Source organism: Aeromonas sp. BIGb0445 (assembly GCF_024809075.1).
Lineage (GTDB): Bacteria > Pseudomonadota > Gammaproteobacteria > Enterobacterales > Aeromonadaceae > Aeromonas > Aeromonas rivuli.
The window spans coordinates 43,110-70,088 of the sequence record NZ_JANUES010000013.1; the positions used below are offsets into that span (position 1 = coordinate 43,110).

At 58.6% G+C, this 26,979-nt stretch carries 27 protein-coding genes and 1 pseudogene; 14 read left to right on the forward strand and 14 right to left on the reverse strand.

Annotated elements, in window-relative coordinates:
• Nucleotide 1: 1 nt before the first annotated feature.
• Complete coding sequence (locus M2367_RS17930) at nt 2-1,915, reverse strand: ABC transporter ATP-binding protein (RefSeq protein WP_042041123.1); 1,914 nt, start codon at nt 1,913-1,915, stop codon at nt 2-4.
• A 240-nt stretch (nt 1,916-2,155) separates the two neighbouring features.
• Between M2367_RS17930 and M2367_RS17935 the strand changes: the two genes are divergently transcribed.
• Entirely contained in the window at nt 2,156-2,566 is a 411-nt protein-coding gene (locus tag M2367_RS17935) for a CBS domain-containing protein (RefSeq protein ID WP_042041122.1), read from the forward strand.
• A 97-nt stretch (nt 2,567-2,663) separates the two neighbouring features.
• On the opposite strand, the gene M2367_RS17940 is transcribed toward M2367_RS17935, so the two are convergent.
• Both M2367_RS17940 and M2367_RS17945 read right to left on the reverse strand, forming a co-directional pair.
• A complete protein-coding gene (locus tag M2367_RS17940) occupies nt 2,664-3,119 on the reverse strand; it encodes an NfeD family protein (protein ID WP_259237563.1) in 456 nt (151 codons plus the stop codon).
• On the reverse strand, nt 3,116-4,030 hold the full coding sequence (locus M2367_RS17945; RefSeq protein WP_042041119.1) for an SPFH domain-containing protein: 915 nt from the start codon (nt 4,028-4,030) through the stop codon (nt 3,116-3,118). Before M2367_RS17945 ends, M2367_RS17940 begins: the two co-directional genes overlap by 4 nt.
• Before the next feature lie 194 nt (nt 4,031-4,224).
• On the opposite strand from M2367_RS17945, the gene cysG reads away from it, so the two are divergent.
• The 8 genes from cysG to M2367_RS17985 all read left to right on the forward strand — a co-directional run bounded on the left by cysG (nt 4,225) and on the right by M2367_RS17985 (nt 12,919).
• Entirely contained in the window at nt 4,225-5,676 is a 1,452-nt protein-coding gene (cysG, locus tag M2367_RS17950; protein ID WP_259237568.1) for a siroheme synthase CysG, read from the forward strand.
• 67 nt (nt 5,677-5,743) lie between these two features.
• Nucleotides 5,744-6,688, forward strand: coding sequence for a sulfate adenylyltransferase subunit CysD (gene cysD, locus M2367_RS17955; RefSeq protein WP_224432938.1), 945 nt, complete (start codon nt 5,744-5,746; stop codon nt 6,686-6,688).
• Between the two features lie 11 nt (nt 6,689-6,699).
• A complete protein-coding gene (gene cysN / locus M2367_RS17960) occupies nt 6,700-8,121 on the forward strand; it encodes a sulfate adenylyltransferase subunit CysN (protein WP_259237570.1) in 1,422 nt (473 codons plus the stop codon).
• A gap of 4 nt (nt 8,122-8,125) precedes the next feature.
• On the forward strand, nt 8,126-9,850 hold the full coding sequence (locus M2367_RS17965; RefSeq protein WP_259237572.1) for an SLC13 family permease: 1,725 nt from the start codon (nt 8,126-8,128) through the stop codon (nt 9,848-9,850).
• Between the two features lie 150 nt (nt 9,851-10,000).
• Entirely contained in the window at nt 10,001-10,594 is a 594-nt protein-coding gene (gene cysC, locus M2367_RS17970) for an adenylyl-sulfate kinase (protein ID WP_259237574.1), read from the forward strand.
• A 312-nt stretch (nt 10,595-10,906) separates the two neighbouring features.
• Nucleotides 10,907-11,443 carry a type VI secretion system PAAR protein gene (locus M2367_RS17975; RefSeq protein ID WP_259237575.1) on the forward strand — a complete coding sequence of 179 codons (537 nt, stop codon included), beginning with the start codon at nt 10,907-10,909 and terminating at the stop codon, nt 11,441-11,443.
• Nucleotides 11,440-12,342, forward strand: a complete 903-nt coding sequence (locus M2367_RS17980) for a glycine zipper family protein (protein WP_259237577.1) — start codon at nt 11,440-11,442, stop codon at nt 12,340-12,342. The genes M2367_RS17975 and M2367_RS17980 overlap by 4 nt, the downstream gene beginning before the upstream one ends.
• On the forward strand, nt 12,332-12,919 hold the full coding sequence (locus tag M2367_RS17985) for a hypothetical protein (RefSeq protein WP_259237579.1): 588 nt from the start codon (nt 12,332-12,334) through the stop codon (nt 12,917-12,919). Before M2367_RS17980 ends, M2367_RS17985 begins: the two co-directional genes overlap by 11 nt.
• Nucleotides 12,920-13,178: 259 nt before the next feature.
• On the opposite strand, the pseudogene M2367_RS17990 reads toward M2367_RS17985, so the two are convergent.
• The 9 genes and pseudogenes from M2367_RS17990 to M2367_RS18030 form a co-directional block, all read right to left on the reverse strand.
• Nucleotides 13,179-13,547 (reverse strand): annotated as a pseudogene (locus tag M2367_RS17990) (DUF2806 domain-containing protein); the annotation flags it as partial.
• Nucleotides 13,459-14,502, reverse strand: coding sequence for a S9 family peptidase (locus M2367_RS17995; RefSeq protein ID WP_259237583.1), 1,044 nt, complete (start codon nt 14,500-14,502; stop codon nt 13,459-13,461). The gene M2367_RS17995 and the pseudogene M2367_RS17990, both read right to left, overlap by 89 nt.
• Nucleotides 14,503-15,048: 546 nt before the next feature.
• Nucleotides 15,049-15,900, reverse strand: a complete 852-nt coding sequence (locus M2367_RS18000; RefSeq protein ID WP_259237585.1) for a TIGR03899 family protein — start codon at nt 15,898-15,900, stop codon at nt 15,049-15,051.
• Nucleotides 15,901-16,054: 154 nt separating this feature from the next.
• Complete coding sequence (locus M2367_RS18005; protein WP_404972885.1) at nt 16,055-16,528, reverse strand: DUF3299 domain-containing protein; 474 nt, start codon at nt 16,526-16,528, stop codon at nt 16,055-16,057.
• A gap of 23 nt (nt 16,529-16,551) precedes the next feature.
• Entirely contained in the window at nt 16,552-17,799 is a 1,248-nt protein-coding gene (locus M2367_RS18010) for an FtsX-like permease family protein (RefSeq protein ID WP_259237590.1), read from the reverse strand.
• Nucleotides 17,793-18,482: an ABC transporter ATP-binding protein gene (locus tag M2367_RS18015; protein WP_259237591.1), complete on the reverse strand. Its 690-nt coding sequence runs from the start codon at nt 18,480-18,482 to the stop codon at nt 17,793-17,795. Before M2367_RS18015 ends, M2367_RS18010 begins: the two co-directional genes overlap by 7 nt.
• 4 nt (nt 18,483-18,486) lie before the next feature.
• Nucleotides 18,487-19,077 (reverse strand): DUF2796 domain-containing protein, encoded by a 591-nt coding sequence (locus M2367_RS18020; protein ID WP_259237593.1) that lies wholly within the window; start codon nt 19,075-19,077, stop codon nt 18,487-18,489.
• Nucleotides 19,078-19,438: 361 nt separating this feature from the next.
• On the reverse strand, nt 19,439-19,981 hold the full coding sequence (locus tag M2367_RS18025; protein ID WP_042041107.1) for a YtfJ family protein: 543 nt from the start codon (nt 19,979-19,981) through the stop codon (nt 19,439-19,441).
• A 185-nt stretch (nt 19,982-20,166) separates the two neighbouring features.
• Nucleotides 20,167-21,045 (reverse strand): hypothetical protein, encoded by an 879-nt coding sequence (locus tag M2367_RS18030; RefSeq protein WP_259270260.1) that lies wholly within the window; start codon nt 21,043-21,045, stop codon nt 20,167-20,169.
• Nucleotides 21,046-21,197: 152 nt separating this feature from the next.
• Between M2367_RS18030 and M2367_RS18035 the strand changes: the two genes are divergently transcribed.
• Nucleotides 21,198-21,554: a hypothetical protein gene (locus M2367_RS18035; protein WP_259237596.1), complete on the forward strand. Its 357-nt coding sequence runs from the start codon at nt 21,198-21,200 to the stop codon at nt 21,552-21,554.
• A gap of 129 nt (nt 21,555-21,683) precedes the next feature.
• On the opposite strand, the gene ppa is transcribed toward M2367_RS18035, so the two are convergent.
• Nucleotides 21,684-22,214, reverse strand: a complete 531-nt coding sequence (gene ppa / locus M2367_RS18040; RefSeq protein ID WP_042041105.1) for an inorganic diphosphatase — start codon at nt 22,212-22,214, stop codon at nt 21,684-21,686.
• Nucleotides 22,215-22,499: 285 nt separating this feature from the next.
• Here ppa and mpl point away from each other — a divergent pair, with 285 nt between their 5' ends.
• Both mpl and M2367_RS18050 read left to right on the forward strand, forming a co-directional pair.
• Nucleotides 22,500-23,870, forward strand: coding sequence for a UDP-N-acetylmuramate:L-alanyl-gamma-D-glutamyl-meso-diaminopimelate ligase (mpl, locus tag M2367_RS18045; RefSeq protein WP_259237597.1), 1,371 nt, complete (start codon nt 22,500-22,502; stop codon nt 23,868-23,870).
• Nucleotides 23,867-24,475: a flavin prenyltransferase UbiX gene (locus tag M2367_RS18050; protein ID WP_259237598.1), complete on the forward strand. Its 609-nt coding sequence runs from the start codon at nt 23,867-23,869 to the stop codon at nt 24,473-24,475. The genes mpl and M2367_RS18050 overlap by 4 nt, the downstream gene beginning before the upstream one ends.
• 99 nt (nt 24,476-24,574) lie before the next feature.
• Here the strand turns inward: M2367_RS18050 and M2367_RS18055 are convergent, their stop codons facing one another.
• Nucleotides 24,575-25,186 (reverse strand): TetR/AcrR family transcriptional regulator, encoded by a 612-nt coding sequence (locus M2367_RS18055; RefSeq protein ID WP_310504090.1) that lies wholly within the window; start codon nt 25,184-25,186, stop codon nt 24,575-24,577.
• 199 nt (nt 25,187-25,385) lie between these two features.
• On the opposite strand from M2367_RS18055, the gene hpt reads away from it, so the two are divergent.
• Together hpt and M2367_RS18065 are read left to right on the forward strand one after the other, a co-directional pair.
• Nucleotides 25,386-25,916: a hypoxanthine phosphoribosyltransferase gene (hpt, locus tag M2367_RS18060; protein ID WP_005897830.1), complete on the forward strand. Its 531-nt coding sequence runs from the start codon at nt 25,386-25,388 to the stop codon at nt 25,914-25,916.
• 89 nt (nt 25,917-26,005) lie between these two features.
• Nucleotides 26,006-26,923, forward strand: coding sequence for an ABC transporter ATP-binding protein (locus M2367_RS18065; protein WP_042041100.1), 918 nt, complete (start codon nt 26,006-26,008; stop codon nt 26,921-26,923).
• Nucleotides 26,924-26,979: the final 56 nt, after the last annotated feature.

Here is a 26,979-nt window from a genome sequence, read left to right on the forward strand (position 1 = left end):
ATCATTGCTCAAGGAAGGCTGACTCCATGGTTTCCAGCTCTTCGCTGAGCGCCATCCAGGCCATCTCCACCTCTTCCAGCTCCTCCTTGATGGGGCCCTGGGATTTGAGCAGCTCGGAGAGCCGTGCCTTGGCACTCTCTTCGTAGATGGCGGGATCGGCGAGTTGCTCCTCCACGGCGGCCAGCTTGTTCTGCAGTTTCTCCATGCTCGCCTCGAGCTTTTCCAGCTTCTGGCGCAGGGGGCGGGTCGCTTGCCGGAACTCCGCCTCACGCCGTTTCTGATCCTTGCGACCCAGGGCCGAGTTGGCGGTCACCACCCCATCGCCGGGCTTGGCATTGGCCTCTTTTTCCTGCTCGCCGAGCCACTTGTGGTAGTCGTCCAGATCGCCGTCGAACGCTTCGACCCGGCCGCCGTGCACCAGATAGAAGTCATCGGTGGTGGTACGCAGCAGGTGACGGTCGTGGGAGACCACCACCATGGCGCCTTCGAAGCCTTGCAGCGCCATGGTCAGGGCGTGGCGCATCTCCAAGTCCAGGTGGTTGGTCGGTTCATCGAGCAGCAGCAGGTTCGGCTTTTGCCAGGTGACCAGAGCCAGTACCAGTCGGGCCTTCTCGCCACCGGAGAAGGGGGCCACCTTGTCCAGGGCCTTGTCGCCATGGAAGCCGAAGCTGCCCAGATAGTTGCGCAGCTCCTGCTCTGTCTTGTCCGGGGCGAGGCGAACCAGGTGATCGAGGGGGGTGTCGTCCAGACGCAGGGTCTCGAGCTGATGCTGGGCGAAGTAGCCGATGCTGACCCCGGCGCTCACTTCGAGCTTGCCGGACAGCGGCGGATTGGAGCCCGACAGCATCTTGATGAAGGTCGATTTACCGGCGCCGTTGCGCCCCAGCAGGCCGATGCGCGAGCCGGGTACCAGGTTGAGTTTGATTTTCTCGAGGATCACCTTGTCGCCATAACCGGCGCTGAGGTTCTCCATGACGATGAGCGGAGTCGGCAGGGCCGAGGGCTCGCGAAATTCGAAGCTGAATTCGGAATCGGCGTGAGCGGGCAGTATCTTCTCCATCCGCTCCATGGCCTTGAGGCGACTCTGGGCCTGGCGGGCCTTGGAGGCCTTGTAGCGGAATCTGTCCACATACTCCTGCATGTGGGACATCTCCCGCTGCTGCTTCTCATACATGGATTGCTGCTGGGCCAGCTGCTCGGCGCGCTGCAACTCGAAGTCGGAGTAGCCGCCGGTGTATTCGTTCAGGCGACCATTCTCGATGTGGATGATGCGATTGATGACCGAATCGAGAAAATCCCGGTCGTGGGAAATGAGCACCAGCGTGCCCTGATAGCCCTTGAGCCACTTCTCCAGCCAGATGACGGCATCCAAGTCCAGGTGGTTGGTCGGTTCATCGAGCAAGAGCAGATCCGAGCGGCACAGCAGGGCCTGGGCGAGGTTCAGGCGCATGCGCCAGCCACCGGAGAAGCTGCGCACCGGCGAGCCGAGCTGTTCATCGCTAAAGCCCAGGCCGTGCAGCAACTCGGCGGCGCGGGCGCGGATGCTGTAGGCGCCTATGGTGTCGAGCCTGCCGTGCAGCTCGGCCACCAGCAGACCGTCGTCATCCTGCTCGGCCTTGGCGAGCTGGGCTTCGAGGGCGCGAAACTCTTTGTCGCCGTCGATCACATAGTCGAGGGCCGAGCAGTCCAGCGCCGGGGTCTCCTGGGCGACACCGGCTATCTGCCAGCCGACCGGCAGCGAGAAGCTGCCGCTGTCTATGGTGAGTTCACCGCGGATCAGGGCGAAGAAGGTGGATTTGCCACAGCCGTTCTTGCCCACCAGGCCCACTTTGTGGCCCGGATGTATGGTGGCGGAGGCGTTGTCCAGCAGCTTGCGGCCGCCGCGGATCAGTTCGATTTGACTGGCAACTATCATGGGTGGGATCTGCTTGCTCGAGAATGAAGAATAAAACCGGTGCAGATATTACCATGACAGGGATCTGCGCGTGCGGGAACCGGGATAAAACTGACGGGATGTTACGTGAAATGAGGGGGATTTGCACTTGAGCCGACTGGTGCGCAGCCGATAAAGATGTCATAAAAGGGGAGCCTGGGCAGCCTTGCCCCTGGCCCCGCTGTCGGGACAGGTATCCCGACCCTGGATAAGGAGTCTGCCATGCAGGTTGAAACCATAATGACGACCCGGGTCGTGACCGTTGAGATGGACGACCGCCTGAGCGTCATCAAGGAGATCTTCGAGCAGGCCAATTTTCGCCATTTGTTGGTCATCGAAGAGGGACAGATGATCGGCATCATCTCCGATCGGGATCTGCTTCAGGCACTGAGCCCCTATCTGGACTCTGCCGCGGAGCAGAGCCGCGATACCGAGACCCTCAATCGCCGCGCCCACCAGATCATGACCCGGGATCCGGTCACTGTCTCCTCCCACCAGACCCTGGCCTATGCGGCCCGGCTGATGCTGGACAAGAAGGTCTCCTGCCTGCCGGTGCTGGATCAGGGGCAACTGGTCGGGGTGCTGAGCTGGAAGGATCTGCTCAAGGCCGCGCTCGAGGGTGGCAGCCTCTAGCGCTGTCGCCACTGGCCAACTGGGCACTGGCTCAACAGTCAGCATGACAAAGGGCTCCGTGGAGCCCTTTTTATTGTCTTGTCATTTATCCCGGCGATCAGGGCAGGGGCTCGACCAGCAAGATGTGGGAGTCTGTGCCCACCACCTTGACCCGGCTACCCGCGGCCAGGTTGCTGGCGCAGCGCACCGTCCAGACGGTGTCATCCAGATGCACCCGGCTCATCCCCTGGCTGACATCATCGAGCAGCGTCAGCTCCCGCCCCATGTAGCTCTGCATCCGTTCGTTGATGGGGGCGGCCGCATCGTGGCTCGAGCGGTCGCGCTTGTGCTGCCAGCGCCACCAGGCCCAGGTGGTGATCAGGGATTGCAGGGCGAACAGCAGCAGTTGCCATTGCCAGCCGAAGGGCCAGAGCAGCAGCAACAGACCGACCTCAAGCGCGGCTATGCCTGTCCAGAGCAGGAAGCCGACCGAACCCAGCACCTCGATGGCGAGCAGCGCGAAGCCAAGCCCCAGCCAGTGCCAATGGGTCAGGCCTGCCAGCAGTTCGATCATTTTTTCTCGCCCTTGTTGAACAGCTCTGCCATGCCGGCTATCGAGCCTATCAGGCTGCCCGCTTCCAGCGGCATCATGATGATCTTGCTGTTGGGGCCTTCACCGATCCGGGCCAGGGCCTCGGTATATTTCTGGGCGACGAAGTAGTTGACCGCCTGCATGTCCCCCTCGGCGATAGCCCGGGAGACCATCTGGGTTGCCTTGGCTTCGGCCTCTGCGGCCCGTTCCCGCGCCTCGGCGGCGAGGAAGGCGGCCTGGCGTTCCCCCTCGGCCTTGAGGATCTGGGACTGCTTCTCCCCCTCGGCCTTCAATATCTTGGACTGACGCACCCCTTCGGCTTCAAGCACCTCGGCCCGTTTCTGGCGTTCTGCCTTCATCTGGGCATTCATGGCTTCGACCAGTGCCATGGGGGGACGCACATCCTTGATCTCTATCCGGGTCACCTTGATGCCCCAGGGGGCGGTGGCGGCATCCATGGTGCGCAGCAGTTTCTCGTTGATGGTGTCGCGCTGGGAGAGCATCTCGTCCAGCTCCATGGCACCGAGCACGGTCCGCATATTGGTCATGGTGAGATTGCGGATGGCGCTGGTGAGATCGTTGACCTCATAGGCTGCCTTACGGGCATCGACGACCTGCACGAAGCTGATGGCGTCTATGGTGACGTTGGCGTTATCCCGGGAGATGACCTCCTGGGCGGCGATGTCGAGCACCTGTTCCATCATGATGATCTTGTGGCCGACGCGGTCCACATAGGGGATCAGCAGATTGAGGCCGGGGGAGAGGGTGCGGGTGTAACGGCCGAAGCGTTCCACGGTCCAGTTGAAGCCTTGGGGCACTATCTTGATGCCAGCCCCCAGGGTCGCTATCACCAAGAAGACAAAAATCCCTAGGACTATCAGTGACTCATTCATTATCAGCTCCTTATGAAACACAGTGCGCTAGCCTATGCCTTCGCCTGAAACACCACAAGCTTAGGTTTATTCTGACTCGCCCAGCTGTCGTTTTAATTACCAAAACGTCTTAAAAAGCATTTTTTATTATTTTGAGGGATAAGTAAGCCTGCCTATAGTCCCCTGAGTTAAGCAGTATTGAGGGATGCGTCGAGATGGATTACTTACCTATGTTTGCCAAGTTGGAAGGCCGCCCGGTACTGCTGGTGGGTGGGGGCGAGGTGGCCCTGCGCAAGGCGCGCCTGCTGCTGGCTGCGGGTGCCAGAGTGACGCTGGTTTCCCCTCTTCTCGCCACTGAATTTGATGAACTGGCGGGCCGTTTCAACCATCTGCCAGTGCGGTTTGAGCCCGCCCATCTTGCGGGGCAACTGCTGGTGGTGGCCGCCACCGACGATAACGAGGTCAACGGCCTCGTCTATGAGAGCGCCACCGAGCTGGGTCTGTTCGTCAATGTGGTCGATGACCCCGCCCGCTCCAGCTTCATCTTCCCCTCCATCATCGACAGGTCTCCCATCATGGTGGCCGTCTCCAGCGGCGGTAAGGCCCCGGTGCTGGTGCGTCTGTTGCGCGAGCGGCTCGAGAGCCTGCTGCCCCACCATCTGGGTGGCTTGGCCGAGCTCTCTGGCCGAGTGCGTGAGCGTGCCAAGCAGCTGCTTGGGTCACTCTCGGATCGCCGCCGCTTCTGGGAGCGGGCCTTCGCCTCCAATGCCCTGGCGGGGCTTATCGAGAAGCAGGATTGGCAAAGTGCCGAGGCTTGGCTCAATGAGGGGCTGGACAAGGCGCAGCGGGAGCTGGGCGAGGTGGTGCTGGTCGGTGCCGGCCCCGGCGATCCTGGCTTGCTGACCCTCAAGGGCTTGCAGCAGATCCAGCAGGCGGAAGTGGTGCTCTACGACCAGCTGGTCTCCCCCGAGATCCTGGATCTGGTGCGCCGTGACGCCACCCTGATCTCGGTGGGCAAGAAGGCGGGGGATCACAGCGTGCCCCAGGACGAGACCAATCGCCTGCTGGTGCAATACGCCAAGGCGGGCAACCGGGTGGTGCGGCTCAAGGGGGGCGATCCCTTCATGTTTGGTCGCGGCGGTGAGGAGCTGGAGGTGCTGGCAGACGAGGGGATCCCCTTCTCCGTGGTGCCCGGCATCACGGCGGCGGCAGGCGCCACCGCCTATGCGGGCATACCGCTCACTCACCGCGACCATGCCCAGAGCGCCGTCTTCATCACCGGTCACTGCCAGAAAGCGGGCCAGGAACCCGACTGGCAGCAGCTCGCGGCCACCAACCAGACCCTGGTGATTTACATGGGGCTGATGCGCTCCGAACACATTCAGCAGCAGCTGATTGACCATGGCCGCAAGGCTCAGACGCCGATCGCCATCATAGAGCGCGGCACCCAGGCCCGGCAGAAGGTGTTGACCGGCACCCTGGGGGAGTTGGCCAGCTTGGCTCAGCGGGCGGCAAGCCCCTCCCTCATCGTCATCGGCGAGGTGGTGTCACTGCGCGACCGACTCGCCTGGTTTGGCGAGAAAAGTGGCGAGAAAAGTGGTGAGAAAAGCGCAGAGACAAACGCTGAGCCAAGTGGCAACGACCTGAAACTGGTCAGCCTGGCCTGACCCTGACAGATCCGATTTGATTTGCCGGTGAGGCGCGAGCCTTATCGAACTGAACCCGAACCGCGCTCTGACCAAGCGCGTTAGCCAGACCAGAGGACCCGACATGGACCGTGAAAGATTGACTCATTTGCAGCAACTGGAAGCCGAGAGCATCCATATCATCCGCGAGGTGGCTGCCGAATTTGAAAACCCGGTGATGATGTACTCCATCGGCAAGGACTCCTCCGTCATGCTACACCTGGCTCGCAAGGCCTTCTACCCGGGCAAGATCCCTTTCCCGCTGCTGCACGTGGACACCAACTGGAAGTTCAAGGAGATGATCAAATTCCGGGACGAGACCGCCAAGAAGTACGGGCTGGATCTCATCGTCCACAAGAACCCGGATGGCCTGGCCATGGACATCAACCCCTTCGTGCACGGCAGCGGCAAACACACCGACATCATGAAGACCGAGGGGCTCAAGCAGGCGCTCAACAAGTACGGTTTCGATGCCGCCTTCGGTGGCGCCCGCCGGGACGAGGAGAAGTCCCGGGCCAAGGAGCGGGTCTACTCCTTCCGTGACAAGTCCCACCGCTGGGATCCGAAAAACCAGCGCCCGGAGCTGTGGCGCGTCTACAACAGCCAGGTCAACAAGGGGGAGAGCATCCGGGTCTTCCCGCTCTCCAACTGGACCGAGCTCGATATCTGGCAATACATCTATCTCGAGAACATCGACATAGTGCCGCTCTACTTTGCCGCCATGCGCCCCGTGGTGGAGCGCAGTGGCATCAAGATCATGGTGGATGACGAGCGCATGCCCATAGGCCCGGATGACGAGGTGAAGCAGGAGCTGGTGCGCTTCCGCACCCTGGGTTGCTACCCGCTGACCGGTGCCATCGAGTCCGATGCAACCACCTTGCCGGAGATCATCGAGGAGATGCTGCTCACCACCTCGAGCGAGCGGCAGGGACGATTGATTGACCACGATCAGGCCGGCTCCATGGAGCAGAAGAAGCGTCAGGGATATTTCTAAGGAATCGCATCATGAACAACCATATTCAGACCGCCATCAGCGAACAGGGCATTGAAGCCTACTTGCACGCCCAGCAACACAAGAGCCTGCTGCGCTTTCTCACCTGCGGCAGCGTGGACGACGGCAAGAGTACCCTCATCGGTCGCCTGCTGCATGACTCCCAGCAGATCTATGAAGATCAGCTCAAAGCCCTGGAGTCCGACAGCCAGAAGCTCGGCACCACAGGCGAGAAGCTGGACCTGGCGCTGCTGGTGGATGGTTTGCAGGCCGAGCGCGAGCAGGGCATCACCATAGACGTCGCCTATCGCTATTTCTCGACCGCCAAGCGCAAGTTCATCATCTCGGATACCCCGGGCCACGAGCAGTACACCCGCAACATGGCGACCGGTGCTTCCACCTGCGATCTGGCCATCATCCTGATCGACGCCCGCAAGGGGGTGCTGGATCAGACCCGTCGCCACAGCTTTATCGCCAGCCTGCTCGGCATCAAGCAGTTCGTGGTCGCGGTCAACAAGATGGATCTGGTGGAGTTCAGCCAGGAGGTGTTCGATCGCATCAGTAGCGATTACCGCGAATTCGCCAAGAAACTCGCTGTGGATTCTATTCAGCTAGTGCCGGTCTCCGCCCTGGACGGGGACAACGTGGTCAATGCGAGCGACAAGCTGGCCTGGTATCAGGGCGAGACCCTGCTCTCCTTGCTGGAGAGCGTCGAGGTGGAGCGCGAGCTGGAACGCCATCCGGTGCGCCTGCCGGTGCAGTATGTCAGCCGTCCCAACCTCGATTTTCGCGGCTTCGCGGGTACCCTGGCCTCCGGCATCCTGCGAGTCGGCGACACCTTGGCGGTGTTGCCATCCGGCAAGCAGAGCACTGTGAAGCGCATCGTCACCTTCGATGGCGATCTGGAATATGCCCTGCCGGGTCAGGCCATCACAGTCACCTTTGCCGATGAAATAGACATCAGCCGCGGCGACTTGCTGGTGGATGCCGCGAGGCAGCCCCGGGTGACCCAGAACGTGCTGGCCCACATCGTCTGGATGGGGGAAGAGTCCCTGCAGCCGGGCCGGGTCTACGACATCAAGCTGGCCACCAAGAAGACTCGGGGTCAGGTCGAGGTCGTGCGCCACCGCATCGAGATCAACAAGCTCGACGAGCTGGCGGCTTCCGAGCTCAAGCTCAACGAAATCGGCCTGTGCGAGCTGAGCCTGACCGACCCGGTTGCCTTTGATCCCTACACGGATATCCGCGACACCGGCAGTTTCATCCTCATTGACCGGTTGACCAACGTCACCGTCGGGGCAGGCATGATAGTGGAAGGGCTGGCCGCAAAAGCGGTGGCCGGCCAGTACAGCGAGTTTGAAGTTGAATTCAATGCCCTGGTACGCAAGCACTTCCCGCACTGGCAGGCGCTGACCATCGCCAACGGCAAGGAGTAAGTCCATGACCTGGCAACAATCCCTGGTGCTGGGTCTGCTGGCTGCCCTCATTGTCCTGTTGATCCAGGGTAAACTCCGCCCGGCGCTGCTCTTCTCGGGCGCCGTGCTCATTACCTATCTGAGCGGGCTGGCGGACATCAACGCCGTGGTGGCGGGTTACACCAACAGTGCCTTGCTGACCCTGGTGTTGCTGCTGCTGGTGTCGCTCGCGGTGGAGAAGACCCGGGTCATGAGCTGGTTCGCCAATCTGGTGGGCACGGGGTCGTTCAACAAGGTGCTGGTGAAGCTGTGGTTCTCCACGGCTTTCCTGTCGGCCTTCGTCAACAACACGGCGGTGGTGGCCTCCATGCTGGGGGCGGTCAAACGCAATCCCAACCATGCACCCTCCCGCTTGCTGCTGCCGATGTGCTTCGCGGCGACCTTCGGTGGCGTACTGACCCTGATCGGCACCTCCACCAACCTGATCGTCAACAGCTTCCTCATCAAGATGGGGGCCGAGCCCCTTGGCATGTTCGACTTCTTTATGGTGGGAGCGGGGACCCTGCTGACCGGCCTTATCGCCGTGCTGCTGTTTGCCCGCTATCTGCCGGAGCAGGATACCGAGATGAGCCGGGAATCTGGCTATTTTCTCGAGGCCAAGGTGGGCGCAGGCTCGCCCCTGGCCGGGCGCAGCGTCAAGGAGAATGGGCTGCGCAGCCTGAAAAGCCTCTATCTGGCCGAAATCATTCGCGGGGATCAGGTGATCTGCCCGGTGCAGCCGGAGCACGAGCTGCACGAAGGGGACATGTTGCTGTTTTGCGGCGACGTGGAGAGCGTCGGCGTGTTGCAAGAGCTCAAGGGGCTGGAACTCTATGGCCAGCACCGGCTCAACGGCCAGCATCTGGTGGAGGTGATCGTCAGTCACAGCTCGCGGCTGGTGGGGCAGTCCATCAAGGATGCGGAGTTTCGCACCCACTTCGATGCGGTGGTGCTGGCGGTACGCCGGGGCGAGACTCAGCTCACCGGCGGTCTGGGCCAGATTGAATTGCATGCCGGCGATACCCTGCTGCTGGCCCCCGGCCCCAAGTTTGCCAGCAACAAGTCCCTCTCCCGGGAGTTTGTGGTGGTGAGCGGACTGGAAGCCTCCACCCGGCTCGATGGCAAGCGCAGCGCCGCCGTGGTGCTGGGCTTTCTCGGGGTGCTGGCGCTGTCGGTGCTGGATCTAGTGCCCCTGTTCAAGGGACTGTTGCTGATGCTGGTGGCGCTGCTGTTCACCCGTATCCTGACCCTGGACGAGATCCGCCGCCGCTTTCCTCTCGACATCTGGTTGGTGGTGGGGGGCGCGCTCGCCATCGCCGATCAGCTGGAGAGCAGTGGTCTGGCCAAGTTGATTGCCGACGCCTTGATGGGGGAGTTCAATGGTGCCAGCCCCATCATCGCCTTTATCGGCATCTACTTCTTCACCCTGGTGCTGACCGAGTTGATGAGCAACAACGCCGCCGCTGCCCTGGCCTTCCCCATGGGCTATCAGCTGGCGCTCAGCATGGATGTTTCCACCATGCCGTTCATCCTGGCGGTGCTGTTTGGTGCCAGCTCCAGCTTTATATTGCCCTATGGCTATCAGACCAATCTGATGGTCTATGCGGCGGGCAACTACAAGATGCCGGACTACCTCAAGCTGGCCCTGCCGGTCTCCCTGGCCTACAGCATCGGGGTGATCATCATGGTGCCCCTGCTGTTTCCGTTTTGATGGGGGCGGGTGATACCGGCAGGATCATGGGAAGCGATGCAAGGCATTGAGATGCGCAGCAGTAGCCGCCCATTGATGGGCAGAGGCTTGGTTGCGGGAAGTCAGAAGAGTTTCAGCGTGGCAGCGTCAATGCCAAACAAGGAGTTTTAGATGAGCAATATCGTGTGGCACGACCATGCCGTCAGCAAGCAGAGCCGCTCTGAATTGAAGGGGCAAAAGCCGCAAGTCATCTGGTTTACCGGCCTGTCCGGGGCGGGAAAATCCACCCTGGCGGGGGCCCTGGAACAGGCGCTGGCGGCCGAGGGCAAGCACACCTATCTGCTGGATGGGGACAATGTGCGCCACGGCCTGTGTGGGGATCTTGGTTTCGATGATGCCGCCCGTCAGGAGAATATCCGCCGGGTCGGCGAGGTGGCGAAACTGATGGTGGATGCGGGCCTGATCGTGCTCACCGCCTTTATCTCGCCGTTCCGGGCCGAGCGGGCGCTGGTGCGCAATCTGCTCGGCGCGGACGAGTTTGTCGAGGTATTTGTCGATGCGCCGCTTAGTGTGTGTGAAGAGCGCGATCCCAAGGGGCTCTACAAGAAGGCGCGGGCCGGGGAAATTCGCAACTTCACCGGTATCGACTCCGCCTACGAGGCCCCCGAGCAGCCGGAAATCCATCTGCTGAACGCCGGTAAGCCGGTGGAAGTGCTGGTGGATGAGCTGTTGACAGCCTTGCGGCAGCGGGGGTTGATCGACTGATGTCGATTGTTGGTACCGTGCGTAAATAAACAAGGGGCAATTGCCCCTTTGTTTATTTCCTGCCAACCATTCCCCGTGTCTCTGTCGTCATTTATCCGCGGAGCGTTTTCGAGACCGTAGGGTGCAATAAGCTCAGCGCATTGCACCGCGAACCTTGCGGTTGCCTCTCTGCCGAGAAAGTTCGATGCGGCTACCATACCTTCGCCGCCGGGATCTCGCTGACGTTGGCCATGTAGCACGGGCCGAGTCGTTTGGCTTCAAAGGAAATCATTTTGTTGTAGGGTGGATTTCATTTGAGGCAATGGAACTCAGATGTCAAAGCATGCAGCCAAGGTTGGTAACATCGGCACTGACCATGAAGGATTTCATCCAACAGCTATTACGGCAGGCTCGCCAGATGTCTTGATCGACGGCATCCCCGCCGCCAGGGTCGGCGATCCACTAGCTCCTCACGACAAGCCTAATCACCCACCACACCCACGCAAGATCTCATCCGGCTCATCAACTGTGCTCGTCAATGGCAAGCCCTTGGCCATCACCGGTGGCTCAGTCGATTGTGGTGGGATAATCATTGGGTCTGGTACGGTTGTTGTGGGGGACATGGCTCCACCTCCTTCTACATTCATCCCCATCATCCCCCCTTCTCCGGTGTTTGATGAAATGATCAAGCTTGTCTCCGAAGAAGGCACACCATTATCGAACACGTCTTACTTTGTTGAACTACCTGGTGGGGAGACAATGCAAGGTTTTACCGATCTTAACGGTTGTGTTCCACGCATCAAGACAGAGAAAGAGGATGTCTTGCGTACATATTTTGGTGTTGTTGCTTTAGAAAGGTGGAAGCAATGAGTGATATGACGAACTATGTATATAAGAAGCCAATTAATACAAATGAAGAGTCTGGCTCGGTTCATGAAGTAACATCAACATGGATGCCAGCAAGGGCGTTCTTTTTTTCTGTTGTTGAGTCTATTGGGAAAGAAGGGTTTCTCGTCAGAAAACTTTACAGCTCTATTGATGACCCATTCCTGCAGCAGAAAAATCTTCCAAAATATCAAGCGTTGATGGAGGTATTCCCTGAGCGGTATGGGCTGAATCCGAAGAATATTAATTCAAGTGTTACTGTCGCTGAGCATGTTATGGGAAATAACATGTCTAAATATAGTTCGACTAGTGTACTGTTCCCTGGTGGTTCGCCGAGATTTAATGGAAAATCTATATTTATAGATATTCATAAGGCTCTGCAGTCAGGTACGACGATAGTACAAACAAGTGAAATAATTAGTGAGTTGGAAAAATATAAAAACTTATATCCAAAGCAAACAAAGCGAATAGATAAAATTTCAGGCTACGTGCAGAATATTGACAAAGAAGCATTGCTAGTGGGAAAAGTACCGGCCAAAGCAGTGTTTAATGAGAGTTCGCTGGCTATCACTCAAAAAATGGTGCAAGCGGGACGAGTTGTTAAGGTCTTTGGATTCGCTTTCACGGCATATGACTTGGGAAAAGCCTCAAAAACTTCGGTAGAACTCGGTAGTGTTAAGCCCATTTCAGCTGAGGTGGTCCGGCAAGCCGGTGGATGGGGTGGGGCAATCGCTGGGGCTAAGGTTGGCGCGGTCACAGGGGCGGCTCTTGGGATCGAGACTGGTCCTGGTGCCATCATAACTGGCCTGGTTGGCGGTATTGTCGCTGGTGCGGCAGGGTACTACGGTGCAGACTGGATAGCAGATCATATTTATGAAGATTAAATTGATGAGTATTCTGAACAATCTACTAGGGAAACAGCGATCCGCAGAACCGTTGGACATGAAAGGTATTTTCAGCGGCTCAGGTTTTTCTGAGGCACCACTTCATGCTTACAAAGGGTATCCGACTCCACTACCGCCAGATGCGGTGATTGAAGCATATCTTGTACGTTTCCTTGTATCGGAAGAGAACCTGAGTCGCCTTTTCCTGATGTTCGAGAAGGCAGGTTATGTGGTCAATCCGGGGCAGCATACCCAAGTCATGGAGAGATCGCAGGAGCCGATTGGTAAAAAGGTAATGCTTTTTTTACACCCCTCATTTTCGGGAACTGTTGTCTCGTGTGCAAGTGATGACCTCGATGTGCTTGAAGCACTCCAGCAGACCAGGCTAGATCCGCCTCTCCCGGCAGACTCATTCCCATGGATTGATCCCGAAGGTTTGGGATCCCTGCAGGGCGACATCGAATATTGGTGGATGCATCTTTGGTTGCCATTTTGGGTGTCATTGAACCAAGAAGAGCAATTAGCCTTGGATCTTGAACCAGAATGGCGTGAATTCATCGAGAATCATCAACCATAGTCCCCCCATAACTGCTGGCTCTCGCCTTTTCCATTTTTACGCTTTGCGCACTATCCCTGAATATACAGATATTGGGGCAGTCACCATTTTAAGTGGGGTGCAGCGGGGGAAGGCCCGCTTGGCGAGGTCTAGGGCCAGCAGCAGAGTCGCCAATGGCTGAAGGACGGGCGAAATCTCGTCAGGAACAATGCTTTCGCATCCTGTGCGGCGCAGCCACAGCAAGCGACGAGGCGCTTGGGTGAGATCTTAAGAGGGGGCATCAGCCCCCTTCGTTTTCCTGGGTCGGGGCTGTGGTGACGCTCACCTCCATGGTGAGCCCCTGACCGAGCACGGCTTTCAGATCTTGCAGGTACTCTTCCAGCGGCAACTCCTGCAACAGCTGGGCGAGTTCGTTGCCCACTGGCGTCAGACGGTAGTAGAGCAGGGTGATGTTGCTCTGCTTGTGTTGCAGGCGCCAGCACTGATTGCCAAATGCCAGCTCGACCCCGTCGGCAGGCAGGGGGCCGGATTCCAGTTCGCCCCTGTGCAACAGGCCGAGTTCAAAGAGCTGCAACAGGTCGCCATAGGGGAGCCGGTATTTGCCAAGGCCAAGGCGAGTTACCTTGGCGCGGGTGAGCAGGCTGGCGCCCTAGCTTCGACCTTAACCACATATTCATATCGCCGACGACCTCTTTACGCAGGCTTTTCCCGTCACTGTTTTTCAATCCATGATCCAGTGCTTCGTAACGTCGATAATCAATATTGCTCTTCCCGAGCTCTTTAAGGCGCTGCATCATTTCATCTGTTTTCTGAGGTGATACCGAGGTATCCATTCCACCCTGCACGATCAGCAAAGGAGAATTTACTTTTTTAAGGGTATCCAGCTGATCGATGGAGAGCATCTGTTGCCACCAATGATAACCATGCCCGCTCACATCAAGTTCAAATGGTTTGCTGTTAAGAACATGCTCGGCAAATCCTTTAAAACCGTCGATCTCTTTGCTCGCCGCTTCGGGGTTTTTATGCTTTGCAGCGATGCTGTATGAGACGTCATCGATAAACCAGCGGCCACCGCCATTAAAGGCGATGGTGGCATCGATATAGTCAATATCTGCGCTCACCAGGTTGGCGATAACCGCACCTTCACTGCCGCCCAAGAGGACAAACGTCTTGTATTGACCGTCTTTTCGAACGGTATCTAACACAACCTGGATATCCGCTACCCGTTGCGCAGGGCTGTCCTTTTCAAGGTACTGAGCAGGGCAATCCTTGCGTGCTGGATCGGTACTGTATGTTAACCCTTTATCAATACCATACTTTTCGACTAGCAGAATATCTGCTTCTGGCCAGACATCTTTATAGTCAGCAAGTATGGAATCGATGTTCAGCACACTGTTGCAATCTGAACCTTGCAGAATCAATAGTACGGTATCTGATTTATGTGAATGTTGGGCCAAGTAATAAGATATATAAGAGCCATCATCTCTGCTCGCAGCAAGAGTCATGATATCTTTTGCACCAACTGAACATGTTAAAAAGAGAAAAAATAAAGATATCACTCGGATTTTAATTTTTACCCCTAACAGTGATGAGATGAAAGACATTACTTATCCGATAACCTGACCGTTTCAATAATTTTTATCGCTTTTATAGCTGAGGTCTCAAAACTCATACTCTCTGGTATCAGGCTCTATTCGTGTAGCCACCCGTTTATCTGTTTCATCGGCAAAGCTACCGCCCCTGAATTCCAGCCTCCAGTCTGCTGCTTTTTACCTGCGATGTTGCGCTGGCCTGGCTCATGGCTGACCCCAATGAGACGATTGCCGAACGGATATGTTACCGAACGAGGCTGGGTAGGAAAGTGGAAGTGGGCTGTTTTCTGAGCAAGATCAATAAATTAATAAACATTGGGTGGGGATGGGGCGTCGCAACAGCGACCGCGCATCAGCGCAGGGGGGAAATCAGGAGCTGTTGCCAATTTGAGCTACACAGCGGGGGAAGGCCTGCTTGGCGAGGTCTAGGGCCAGCAAGCCGTGGCTCGCCAATGGCTGAAGGACGGCGAAACCTCGTCAGGGACAACGCTTTCGCATCCTGTGCGGCGCAGCCACAGCAAGCGACGAGGCGCTTGGTCGAGATCTTAAGAGGGGGCATCAGCCCCCTTCGTTTTCCTGGGTCGGGGCTGTGGTGAGGCTCACCTCCATGGTGAGCCCCTGACCGAGCACGGTTTTCAGATCCTGCAGGTACTCTTCCAGCGGCAACTCCTGCAACAGCTGGGCCAGTTCGTTGCCCACCGGCGTCAGACGGTAGTAGAGCAGGGTGATGTTGGCCTGCTTGCGTTGCAGGCGCCACTGCTGATTGCCAAACGCCAGCTCGACCCCGTCGGCAGGCAGGGGGCCGGATTCCAGTTCGCCCCTGTGCAACAGGCCGAGTTCAAAGAGCTGCAACAGGGCGCCATAGGGGAGCCGGTATTTGCCAAGGCCAAGGCGGGTTACCTTGGCGCGGGTGAGCAGGCTGGCGCCCTTGTGCAGGCCCAGCAGCAGACGCTGTTCGTCACTGCCCGCATAGTGGCAGGAGAGCGCGCAGACTCGCTGAAACAGCATGGCTTCGCGCTGGGTCATCTCCTTAAGGGTGGCCAGGGCGCGGATCGAGAAGCGGCCCGGTGTGGCGACCTCGATGGCGAAGATGCGACCCCACAACTGCTGCATGGGCACCATGCTGATATCTTCGGCCAGTTGCAGGAAGCGGGTCAGCCAGTCGCTGTCCATCTCGCCGCCGGCGGCGCTCTCCTCGCAGTGGCGGGACGCCATCACCATGATGGCTTCCAGGTTGCGCTGGCGTGCCGCCTGATCCGCGAGTTGGCGAAAGCTGGCCCTCTGCTCGAAGGTGCTGTCGGTGTTGCGGGTCAGCATGCCGTCTATGCCGCGGCTGCGGGCCAGACGCAGGGTCTGTTCCTGGCTGCTGAGGATGGCACTCTCTTTCTTGGGTGGGGGCAGATCGGCCATGGCGGCTCCATGCACAAGGGGACTGGGGTCAGATGTTACTCTAGTTGGCCCGACCGGTAATACCCCCGTGCGGCAGGTTGGGACTCAGTAAGCAGAACGGCCCCGAGGGGCCGTTCTGCGAGTACCTGAATGACGGCGACCGAAGCCGCCGCGACTACTCCTCGTAGACGGCAACCTCGACCGCTTCCATGCTGTAGCCGGTGTTGGCCATATCCTGACTGGTGCTCACCGTCTTGATCTTGCCCTTGACCCAGATGGCATCCCAGAGATCATCCACGGGGGCGCCTTTGGGGTAGCTGACATAGACCACCTGATTGGTGGGCGGGGGCGGCACATGAATACAGGCGCCAAAATAGGGCACCAGCAGGAAGGCGGTGACCTTCTTGGCATCCCCCTCCAGTGGCACCACGAAGCCGGGCAGGCGGATCTCCTGACCATCCAGCGCCTTGTTGACCTCCCCGACCGGCTGCGGCACCGAGCTCATGTCGCCATCATGGGGCACGGGAGGGGGTGGCAGCACGCTCTGGCCCGGCGGCAGCAGGGCATCCCAATCCAGGGTCTTGAACGGTTCGGCGGCCTGGGTTGGCAGCACCAGCAGGCCCGCCAACAGCACCATGAGTCTCAACATCATCTTCTGTCCTTCTCGATTCTTCACACGCGAATACTCATGCCGTCGCTCAGGCTGTAGCGATAGGCGCGGGCGGCAGGCAGCAGGCCGATGATCACTCCCGCCAGCCAGACCAGCCCCAGCAGTTGCCACTCATAGGCGCTTGGCAGTGCCAGGCCAAGTTGCAGGCCATAGTGGCTGAGCAGCCAGGGCGAGGCAAGCCCCTGGCCCAGATAGAGGGCGGCGACACCAAGCACTATGCCTAAGCTGGTCAGGGCCATGGCCTCCATGGTCAGCAGGGTAAACAGGTGCCCCGGGCCTGCGCCAAGGGATCTCAGTATGGCGAGCTCGCGGCGCCGTTCGTTGAGCCCGGCCAGCAAGGTAGTGAGCATGCCGATGAGCCCGGCAACCACCACGAAGGCGGCGATGACGGAGAGCGCTGTCTCGGCCACGCTCATCATGGCCCACAGCTCCTGCAGGGCTGCCCCAGGCAGGATCGCCATCAGCGGCTCGCTCGGGTAGGTGTTGATGGCGCGCTGCAGCTGGAATGCCAGGATGCGGTTGCTCAGCCCCACCATGAAGGCGGTGATGGTCTTGGGGGTGAGATCCTGCTCCAGCGCCTGATCGGCGGTGACATTCTTGCTGTGACGACCCGTGTCCCAGCCCAGATGGATCGCCTCTATGCCCGCCAGCGGCACATGCACTGTGCGATCGATGGGGGTGCCCGTCGGCGCCAGTATGCCCACGACGGTGAAGGGCAGGTTGTCATGCTGGCTGAACGAGGTATTGCCGGCGCCATGGGCGATGACGATGGACTGGCCTATGTGGTAGCCGAGCTTGGCCGCCACCTGGGCGCCGAGCACGGCCTCGAACGGAGTCTGGAAGGGGCGCCCCTCCCGCATCACCAGGGCTTGCTGGCGACCGTATTTGAGGTGCTTAAAGTAGTCGCCATTGGTGCCCAATACCCGGAACCCTTTGTGGGAGTCGCCGAGGGAGAGGGGGATGGTCCAGGCGATGCCGGGCCTGTCCTTGATGGCCTGGTAGGAGTCCCAGCCGACATTATTGGTGGGATTGCCGATCCGAAATACCGAGTAGAGCAGCAGGTTAACCTGGCCGGAGCGGGCGCCGACGATGAGATCCGTGCCCGAAACGGTATTGGCGAAGCTCTCGCGAGCCTGCATCCGCACCCGTTCCACGCCAAGCAGCAGGGTGACGCTGATGGCGACCGCCAGCAGGGTGAGACCGGCAGTCAGCCGCCGAGCCCAGAGACTTTGCAGGGCAAGTTTTAGCATGAGGCCCTCCGATTGAGCTGATGCAGATCTTCCACTCGGGGAAACAGGGGTTCGAGATGGGGATCGTGACTGACGAAGATGAGGGTGCTGCCCTGCTTGTCGCACTCCTCGAATAACAGGCGGATGAAGGCGGCCCTGTTGTCGGTATCGAGCGCCGAGGTGGGTTCGTCGGCGATCACCAGCTGGGGTGAGCCGATCAGGGCGCGAGCGGCGGCAACCCGCTGCTGCTGGCCGATGCTCAGGGCATGGACAGGTCGCGTCAGGGCATCGCCGGGCAATTGCAGTTCACCGAGCAGGCGACGCGCCTCTTGTTCGGGCGAACCCTGGAGTCTGGCGCGCTTCTGTGGCGAGAAAGTGAGTGCGGTGGTGACATTGTCCAGCACGCTCAAAAAAGGCAACAAATTGAATTGTTGGAAGATATAACCCAAATGGTCGGCGCGGAAGCGATCCCGCACCCGACCTGAGAGCTGGGCCAATGGCTGGCCCAGCACCTCGAGTCTGCCCTGGTTGGCTATCTGGATCCCCGCCAGCAGGCCAAGCAGGGTCGATTTTCCCGAACCTGAGGGGCCCTTGATGAAGACAAGCTCTCCCTGTTCTATCCGTAGAGAGGGCAGTTCGAGTACGGCATCCTGACCCGGCCAGGCGAATGCGAGATCTTTGATCTCAACCACGGCAGTCGTCATGGGATCACCAGTTCACTGTGTTGGCGGTAGGAGTCAGCTCGGCGGCGGTCTGGCCGCTGGGCAAGATGCCCTGCACCGTCAGCTTGCTGAGGCTGGGATATACCGAGAACAGCTTGGCGGTCAGGCCGCTGAGTTGATCCAGGGCTGTGCAGTTGTAGGTATAGATGGCGCCGAGATCGGCATGGCCATCGTGCTCATGAGCGGCGTCATGGTCGTGGTTTGCATGATCCTCGTCGTGGGCGGCGTCATGGTCATGCCCTTCATGATCCTCTTCCGGTTGGGGTGCCTTGATCTCCTGATGCGCCAACTGGCACGCGGCCGCCGGGGCTATGCCAAACAGGGTCTCCGGCTGCTTGAGCTGGGCGAGGGCCTTGGCATATTGCGCCTTCTCCTCGGCCGTGGTGGCGGCGTGCTCAAAACCGACCAGGTCGGCGGCCGGGGCTTGCAGCTCAATCATCAGCTGATTGCCATCGACGACAAAATTGAGCAGGCCGTGGCCATGTTCATGGGCGCCATGGCTGTGGCTCTCTTCATGTTCGTGATTGGCCTGGGCGCCAAAGGTGGCCAGCGCCAGCAACAAAGTTACAGCTTTCATTATTCATCCTTTAAAACAATAAGATAAGAGGGTTATGGCTTAACAGAAAAAGGATGAGGGTGGGCCGCGAATGGGCTGGGTTGGTGCCGATGGCAGGCTGGGGTTGAGGATGGGAAGGGGAGTGTACTCGGTGCAGGGGGGCGATGGGATGACTGCGAGCGGGCTGGTGGGTATGGCAAGTTTACCATCCAGGTGCAGGGCGCAGATCAGGCAGTGGTGACTGTGATTCGGCAGGTCGGCTTCGAGCGGGTGCTGGGCGAGGGCGGGTTGTAGCCACAACCAGCTAAACAGCAGTATCCAGACTCTAATGGTAACGCGACCCATAAACCCTTGATAAGGGGCCCAAGGGGCCCCGTCTGATTCAGAGATGGGACTTGATAAGCTCCATCACTGTGGTGATCTCATTGGCAGTGAGCTGGCCATCTTTGGCAAACAGCACCTTGCCCTCTTTATCCAGCAGCACGATGGCTGAGCTTTCCGGTGTCAGCTCCCAGGCGTTGCGAGCCATGCCCTTGCTGTCCAGCACCATGGCCGACCAGGGGAACTCCTTCTTGCTATCCTCGGCACTGCTCTTCACAAAGCCGGAGGTGCCCCAGATGGCATCATTGCTATTGATGATGGTCACTGTCTGGTAGCTGTCATGGGGCAGTCTGGCCTTCTTGATCGCCTCTATCATGGGGGCGTTCAGCTCCTTGGCGCTGGAACGACCCGCGATGTGCTGGATCAGGAACACCTTGCCAGCCAGCTGTTTGCTCTGCCAGGGCCGATAGACGATGTCCTGGCCGCTGACCAGCAGTTCACCCTGCTCGGCGATCTGCACCAGAGGGACTGGGGTCGCCTCTTTGAGGTTATGAGCCAGGGCCAGGGTCGGCAGCAGCGCCAGAGTAAGCACGAGATGTTTCATCCGGATGACACTCCTTTGTTATGTTATAACGATTTTATGGCTGAGGAAATGGGTTCTCCTCATCCTAAACTGATCGGATCTGTTTAAAAAGTGTTAAATAATAGAAGGGTTAGCGCTGTGAGCCCTGAGGACACACCAGAGTCATGATAGCGGCGGGATTCATCCAGACTGGTTGGATCTCTTGCTCAGTAGAGTGGTTCGCTGACGAGTGGAATACGTGCCATCGCCATCTGCTGCACCATCATGGGGGAGCCGGTGAGCAGCACATGTTTCTGGTTGTTGATGACCACCACATCCCCCGGCAGGCCACTGTCTGCCGTGATGGCGAGCCACGCGGGGGAGACGCTGCCGATGCTGGTATCGGGATAGATGATGCTGAGCATGAATTGAGGGGCCAACTCGGTGAGCAGGCTGGCCATCAGCAGCGCCTTCTCATCGCTGTCGGCCTGGTTGCCCTTGAGTGCCTGCAGGGGAGGATTGAAGTGATCCATCTGCTCTGATGGGCTGGGGATAACGTTGAGCCACTCCTGAATGAGTCTGACTGAGGCGGCAAGATCCGGTGCGGCAAACTGATTCGCCAGGGGCTTGAGCGAATCCTTGAAATGGTAAAACAGCTGGGAGTAATTGGGCCTCACACAGGGCAGTTTGATGTTGGCGGGATGGACACAGGGCAGCACCATCATCTTCTCGAAGGCATCTTCCTGATATTGTTCATAAGCTTGCCAGAATTCCCGCGATTCAGGGCTGTTATCCCGGGTTGTGAAGGCCTGTTCCAGGCTGAGGAACTTGGTGGCCGTGTCGGGGCTATTTTGGTTGATCTGGCTGAGGCTGTTGTAGAGCCTGGGGCTGATATAGGCGTACAGGGTTTCTATGGGATGATTGAGGGAAGCATCGAGCAGCACCATCTCGTGCTGGCTCTTTGCCAGGGCCTTGTCATCGGTTTGCAGCTGGAAATGTTGCTGCTTGCCGTCGGCGGATTGCCACTGCCAGTCGAGTTTGACCTCTCCCGCGTGCAAGGAGCCAGCCAGCATCATGCAAGGTACCAGCTTTGGTATGGATTTCATCATGATGCACCCCGTCGGTTGACCCTGATTAACAACTAGGTGACTTGATACGTTTTTGAGCTATGTTCGGGGAAGTTTTAGGATGAACTTTTGCTAACAGTTTGATTGAGTTTTAAATTTAATTGCGAAAATAAGTCACAAGGGAAACTGTCATGAGCCGATTATGGGGATTGTTATGGTTGTGCAGCCTGCCGCTCTGGGCCGGTCAGATAATCATCACCAAGGGCGATGAGAAGATAGATGCGTTTGCTCTGCGCGATCAGCTGGCTCGGGAGCACGAGTGGCAGGAGTGGTTGCGCTATCAGGAGGCGCTGAAATGGCTGGAGGTGTTACCGGTCAACTGTGAACTATCTCGTCAGCATGGGGGCGGTTATCGTTGTGGGGATGACTACTATCGCGCCTATCACCAGAACGGGCGTGATCTCTATATCAAGGGCGATCCTCAAGAGAGGGGGGCTGGTGCTGGCCAGAGGGGAAAGACCCCCTTAATCGACAAGCCACAGGGATGAGTCACTGACCAGCCAGAGCAATCCCCGTCATGAAGGCGGATAGCACCAGTGTTGTGCTGAACGGATATCGCCAAACAAAAAGGCGCCCGCTGGGCGCCTTTTTCGTGCATAAGCTGCGTGATTCGCGACTTATTGAGCGGCGTAACGCTCGGCAGAGGTGACGATCTCGGCTTCGGCGGCGGCTTTGTCGCCCCAACCTTCAACCTTGACCCATTTACCGGCTTCCAGCTCTTTGTAGCGCTCGAAGAAGTGCTGGATCTGGGCTTTCAGCAGCTCGGGCAGGTCGTTCACATCCTTGATGTGATCGTACTGCTTGGTCAGCTTGGAGTGCGGTACGGCAACAATCTTGGCATCTTCGCCAGACTCGTCGGTCATCTTCAGCACGCCAACCGGGCGGCAACGGATCACGGAGCCAGCCAGCAGCGGGTAAGGAGTCGGAACCAGCACATCGACCGGATCCCCATCCAGGGACAGGGTCGCGTTCACGTAGCCGTAGTTGCACGGGTAGAACATGGGGGTGGACATGAAGCGGTCAACGAAGATGGCACCGCTGTCCTTGTCGACTTCGTATTTGATCGGATCGGCGTTCTGGGGGATCTCGATGACAACATAGATATCTTCGGGCAGGCTCTTGCCGGCCGGTACCAGGTTCAGGCTCATGAGGGTTCCTTCAATGATATTCGAGTCAAGTTTGCAGGCCGATATTATAGCGATGTCCCGTCAAATGACCATATATGCGCGCCATTGCGGCCAGTTTGACCGGTTGGGGACCCGATTCCCCACTCATGCATCCCCGGCAGGGGACCGCTGAGCGCACATTTCGCAGCCAGAATCGCCATTTTTCACCTTGGGTGCTCGGGCTTGTCGCACTATCTGCGCCTGCCTCTGCCAAATTGGTGTCATCTTGCTAGAATGCTCGCTCTCTCTACTGGAACGGGAAGCGGTATGCACATTCACATCCTCGGTATCTGCGGCACCTTCATGGGTGGCGTGGCTGTACTGGCCAAGCAGCTGGGTTATAGGGTCACGGGTTCCGATGCGAACGTCTATCCCCCCATGAGCACCCAGCTCGAGCAGCAGGGCATAGAGCTGACCGAGGGCTATGATCCGTCCCAGCTCGAACCCGCCCCGGATCTGGTGGTGATAGGCAACGCCATGAGCCGCGGCAACCCTTGCGTGGAGTATGTGCTCAACCGCAATCTGCCCTATATCTCAGGCCCCCAGTGGTTGTTGGAGCATGTGTTGCAGGACCGCTGGGTACTGGCCGTCGCTGGTACCCATGGCAAGACCACCACCGCCAGCATGCTGGCCTGGGTGCTGGAATATGCCAAGCTCGAGCCCGGCTTTCTCATCGGCGGTGTGCCCGGTAACTTCCCGGTTTCGGCTCGTCTGGGCTCGGCTCCCTTCTTCGTCATCGAAGCGGACGAGTACGACAGTGCCTTCTTCGACAAGCGCTCCAAGTTTGTTCACTACCGGCCGCGTACCCTGATCATGAACAACCTGGAGTTTGACCACGCCGACATCTTTGCGGATCTTGCCGCGATCCAGCGCCAGTTCCATCACTTGATGCGTATGGTGCCCGGTAACGGCCGCGTCCTCTTCCCCCAGGCCGATGCCAACCTGACGGCGGTACGCGACATGGGCTGCTGGAGCGAAGTGGAGCTGGTGGGTCAGGACGACGCCAAGTGGCGAGCGGTCAAACTAGCGGCAGATGGTTCCGTGTTCGAGGTCTGGCTCGATGGCGTCAAGCAGGGCGAAGTGCACTGGGAGTGTATCGGTGATCACAACGTCAACAACGGCCTGATGGCCATCGCCGCCGCCCGCCATGCGGGGGTCGTGGTCGAGCACGGCATTGCCGCCCTCTGCCAGTTCAAATCCCCCAAGCGGCGGATGGAGTTGAAGGGCATGGTCGCGGGTATCAGCGTCTATGATGACTTCGCCCATCACCCGACCGCGATCGCCACTACCCTGGGGGGGCTGCGCGCCAAGGTAGGCAAGGCGCGCATCCTGGCGGTGCTGGAGCCGCGATCCAATACCATGAAACTCGGTGTCCACAAGCAGGAGCTGGCGGCCTGTTTCGAGGGGGCGGATGAGGTGCTCTTCTTCCAGCCAGCCAATATCGGCTGGGATCTGGGGGAGGTGACGGCCCACATGCAGGTGCCGGCCCGGGTGTTTGACCAGATCGATACACTGCTCGATGCCTTGCTGGACATGAGCCAGAGCGGTGATCATATCCTCATCATGAGCAACGGCGGATTCGGCGGCATTCACGACAAGTTGCTGGCCCGCCTCCATGCGCGGCAGGCTCAAGCATGAAGCGCATCACCCTGGCCCTGACCGGCGCCTCCGGTGCCCCTTATGCTTTGCGCCTGCTCGAGTGTCTGGTGAAGGCTGACTATCAGGTGTTTGTGCTGGCATCCTCGGCGGCGCGGGTGGTGCTCAAGACGGAGCAGGGCACCGATTGGCCCGCCTCTCCCCAGGCACTCTCCCTCAAGCTGTGCAGCGACTTCGGTGCCAAAGAGGGGCAGATTGTCGCCTGCGGCAAGGATGAGTGGTTCTCTCCTGTGGCATCCGGTTCGGCGGCCCCCAAGCAGATGGTGATCTGCCCCTGCTCCATGGGCACCGTCTCGGCCATTGCCCATGGGGCGTCCGACAGCCTGCTGGAGCGGGCGGCGGACGTGGTGATCAAGGAGCGGGGCCAGCTGATACTGGTGCCCCGCGAGACCCCTTTCTCCGCCATCCATCTGGAGAACATGTTGAGCCTTGCCCGCCTCGGAGTGACCATAATGCCCGCCGCACCGGGGTTCTATCATGAGCCGAAAAGCATCGAGGATCTGGTGGACTTCATGGTGGCGCGCATTTTGGACCATCTGGGCATTGAACATACCCTGACCGCCCGCTGGGGTTACGGTAATCCGTGAATATCCGATGAGAGGCGCTGCGGCTTGCCCCTCGATGATCTGAATGTTCACCACAACAAAACGGCGCCCAGGGCGCCGTTTTTTCGTAGTGAGTCGTGCTCAGGACTGAAGGGGCGCCGTCACGTACTTGAACAGAAACTCAGTCACCTCGTCGCGCACCGGGCGTTGGGGCGAGTTGATCATCTGCATCATGACGTAACCAAAACCGGTCAGGGAGCGGGCCAGATCCTGGGCGCTCAGCACGCTCTGGATTTCCCCTTTATCCATGGCGGTCTGCAGCACAGGGGTGATGCGCTCCAGTGCCTTGTCGAGCAGCAGGGCATAACGGGGCCAGACTTCTTCCCGTACCGAGGAGCTCCACTCCAGCCAGATGTTGGCGTGATCCGGCCTGTCATAGGCCGCATCCACGAACAGCTGCACATGACTGTGAATGCAGTCACGCACCGGGCGATTGCCCGCATAGGCCTGTTCCAGCATCTGGTGCACGAACTGCTCTATCTCGGTGAGCACCTCATCCACGAGTTCTTCACGGGTGTTGAAATAGTTGAAAACGGTGGCAACTGACACCTTGGCTTGTTCTGCTATCTCGGCATGACCCGCACGGCCAATGCCGCGACGGGAGAATACCTCAATGGCACATTCCATGAGTTGAGTACGACGGGCCTCCGGTGAAAGCCGGGTTCTCCGTCTGATTTCTGCGCGTGGTTCCATGATTTTTTCATCTAATAGTTATTGATTATGGTGTTTATAGTATGGTCACCGATAATGCCCGAGGGCCTGCTAACTCTAACAATTAAAATAAGCCGATAAAAGCATCACGTATGCCTGACGCCTCCCGCCCTGGGTGGTAGAATCAAGGGTTTTGTAATCAATGAATGGTCAGCCATGGCTGACCACTATGGAGTATGTGATGAAACACAACGTCGAGGTGATGATTTCCGAGGCCGAAGTGGCCGCCCGGATTGCCAAGCTGGGTGAAGAGATCACCGCCCGTTATCAAGGTTCGGATGAGGTGGTCATGATTGGCCTGCTGCGTGGTTCCTGCGTCTTCTTGGCGGATCTCTGCCGTCAGTGCGAACTGCCCATCACCCTGGATTTCATGACCGCATCCAGCTACGGCTCCGGCATGCACAGCACCCGTGACGTGCGTATCCTCAAAGACCTGGATGATGACATCAAGGGCAAGGACATCGTCATCGTCGAAGACATCATCGATACCGGCTACACCCTGAACAAGGTGCGCGAAATTCTCTCCCTGCGCGAGCCCAAGTCCCTGGCCATCTGCACCCTGCTGGACAAACCGTCCCGCCGTGAGGTGCACGTACCGGTAGACTGGATCGGCTTCTCTATTCCTGACGAATTCGTGGTAGGCTGCGGCATCGATTACGCCCAGAAGTATCGTAACTTGCCTTTCATCGGCAAGGTGGTACCGCAGGAGTGATGTAGCCACATTGCTCATGCCAGCAGGCGGCCTCGGCCGCCTTTTCTGTCTCATAGATTCGAGGTGGCGATGGGCCATCAGGGGTTGTCATGAACGCACTGGAAATCAGCGGACTGAAAAAGACCTATCAGGGGGGCGTCGAAGCCCTTAAAGGCATCGATCTGACCGTCAAACAGGGGGACTTCTTCGCACTGCTCGGCCCGAACGGGGCGGGCAAGTCCACCACCATCGGCGTGATCAGCTCCCTGGTCAACAAGAGCGCCGGCAAGGTGAAGGTATTTGGCCACGACATAGACAGCAGTCTGGAGATGGCCAAGGCTCAGCTCGGCCTGGTGCCCCAGGAGTTCAACTTCAGCCAGTTCGAGAAGGTGAGCCAGATTGTCACCCACCAGGCCGGTTTCTACGGGGTGCCCAGGGCCGAGGCCAAGGTGCGCGCCGAGAAATACCTGCGTCAGCTCGACTTGTGGGACAAGCGTGACATGGCCGCCCGTACCCTCTCCGGCGGCATGAAGCGCCGGTTGATGATAGCCCGCGCCCTGATGCATGAACCCAAGCTGCTGATCCTGGATGAGCCGACCGCCGGGGTGGATATCGAGATCCGCCGCTCCATGTGGCAGTTCCTCAAGCAGCTCAACGAGCAGGGCGTCACCATCATTCTCACGACTCACTATCTGGAAGAGGCCGAGATGCTGTGCCGCAATATCGGCATCATCGACAAGGGCCGCCTCATCGAAAATACCAGCATGAAAAACCTGCTCGGCAAGCTGGGACGGGAGACCTTCCTGCTGGATCTGGTGCCAGGCAGCCAGGTACCGGACTTACCCGAGTTCAATGGTCGCATGCAGGATGAGCACACCCTGGAGGTGGAGCTGGAAAAGAGCCAGTCCCTCAACAGTCTGTTCAGTCAGCTCTCCGCCCAAGGAGTAGAGGTGCTGAGCATGCGCAACAAGGCAAACCGGCTGGAAGAGCTGTTCGTCAATTTGGTAGAAGAGGGCCGCAAAGCATGAGTTTCAAGAACGATTGCATTCCCTTGGTTGCAGAGGGTTATAAGAGCATGACTTTC

What these genes read in the sequence shown, in the direction of transcription:
- M2367_RS17930 (WP_042041123.1), bottom strand. Translation starts at nt 1,915, where the DNA reads ATGATAGTTGCCAGTCAAATCGAACTGATCCGCGGCGGCCGCAAGCTG.
- M2367_RS17935 (WP_042041122.1), top strand. Translation starts at nt 2,156, where the DNA reads ATGCAGGTTGAAACCATAATGACGACCCGGGTCGTGACCGTTGAGATG.
- M2367_RS17940 (WP_259237563.1), bottom strand. Translation starts at nt 3,119, where the DNA reads ATGATCGAACTGCTGGCAGGCCTGACCCATTGGCACTGGCTGGGGCTT.
- M2367_RS17945 (WP_042041119.1), bottom strand. Translation starts at nt 4,030, where the DNA reads ATGAATGAGTCACTGATAGTCCTAGGGATTTTTGTCTTCTTGGTGATA.
- cysG (WP_259237568.1), top strand. Translation starts at nt 4,225, where the DNA reads ATGGATTACTTACCTATGTTTGCCAAGTTGGAAGGCCGCCCGGTACTG.
- cysN (WP_259237570.1), top strand. Translation starts at nt 6,700, where the DNA reads ATGAACAACCATATTCAGACCGCCATCAGCGAACAGGGCATTGAAGCC.
- M2367_RS17965 (WP_259237572.1), top strand. Translation starts at nt 8,126, where the DNA reads ATGACCTGGCAACAATCCCTGGTGCTGGGTCTGCTGGCTGCCCTCATT.
- cysC (WP_259237574.1), top strand. Translation starts at nt 10,001, where the DNA reads ATGAGCAATATCGTGTGGCACGACCATGCCGTCAGCAAGCAGAGCCGC.
- M2367_RS17975 (WP_259237575.1), top strand. Translation starts at nt 10,907, where the DNA reads ATGTCAAAGCATGCAGCCAAGGTTGGTAACATCGGCACTGACCATGAA.
- M2367_RS17980 (WP_259237577.1), top strand. Translation starts at nt 11,440, where the DNA reads ATGAGTGATATGACGAACTATGTATATAAGAAGCCAATTAATACAAAT.
- M2367_RS17985 (WP_259237579.1), top strand. Translation starts at nt 12,332, where the DNA reads ATGAAGATTAAATTGATGAGTATTCTGAACAATCTACTAGGGAAACAG.
- M2367_RS17995 (WP_259237583.1), bottom strand. Translation starts at nt 14,502, where the DNA reads ATGTCTTTCATCTCATCACTGTTAGGGGTAAAAATTAAAATCCGAGTG.
- M2367_RS18000 (WP_259237585.1), bottom strand. Translation starts at nt 15,900, where the DNA reads ATGGCCGATCTGCCCCCACCCAAGAAAGAGAGTGCCATCCTCAGCAGC.
- M2367_RS18005 (WP_404972885.1), bottom strand. Translation starts at nt 16,528, where the DNA reads ATGTTGAGACTCATGGTGCTGTTGGCGGGCCTGCTGGTGCTGCCAACC.
- M2367_RS18010 (WP_259237590.1), bottom strand. Translation starts at nt 17,799, where the DNA reads ATGCTAAAACTTGCCCTGCAAAGTCTCTGGGCTCGGCGGCTGACTGCC.
- M2367_RS18015 (WP_259237591.1), bottom strand. Translation starts at nt 18,482, where the DNA reads ATGACGACTGCCGTGGTTGAGATCAAAGATCTCGCATTCGCCTGGCCG.
- M2367_RS18020 (WP_259237593.1), bottom strand. Translation starts at nt 19,077, where the DNA reads ATGAAAGCTGTAACTTTGTTGCTGGCGCTGGCCACCTTTGGCGCCCAG.
- M2367_RS18025 (WP_042041107.1), bottom strand. Translation starts at nt 19,981, where the DNA reads ATGAAACATCTCGTGCTTACTCTGGCGCTGCTGCCGACCCTGGCCCTG.
- M2367_RS18030 (WP_259270260.1), bottom strand. Translation starts at nt 21,045, where the DNA reads ATGAAATCCATACCAAAGCTGGTACCTTGCATGATGCTGGCTGGCTCC.
- M2367_RS18035 (WP_259237596.1), top strand. Translation starts at nt 21,198, where the DNA reads ATGAGCCGATTATGGGGATTGTTATGGTTGTGCAGCCTGCCGCTCTGG.
- ppa (WP_042041105.1), bottom strand. Translation starts at nt 22,214, where the DNA reads ATGAGCCTGAACCTGGTACCGGCCGGCAAGAGCCTGCCCGAAGATATC.
- mpl (WP_259237597.1), top strand. Translation starts at nt 22,500, where the DNA reads ATGCACATTCACATCCTCGGTATCTGCGGCACCTTCATGGGTGGCGTG.
- M2367_RS18050 (WP_259237598.1), top strand. Translation starts at nt 23,867, where the DNA reads ATGAAGCGCATCACCCTGGCCCTGACCGGCGCCTCCGGTGCCCCTTAT.
- M2367_RS18055 (WP_310504090.1), bottom strand. Translation starts at nt 25,186, where the DNA reads ATGGAACCACGCGCAGAAATCAGACGGAGAACCCGGCTTTCACCGGAG.
- hpt (WP_005897830.1), top strand. Translation starts at nt 25,386, where the DNA reads ATGAAACACAACGTCGAGGTGATGATTTCCGAGGCCGAAGTGGCCGCC.
- M2367_RS18065 (WP_042041100.1), top strand. Translation starts at nt 26,006, where the DNA reads ATGAACGCACTGGAAATCAGCGGACTGAAAAAGACCTATCAGGGGGGC.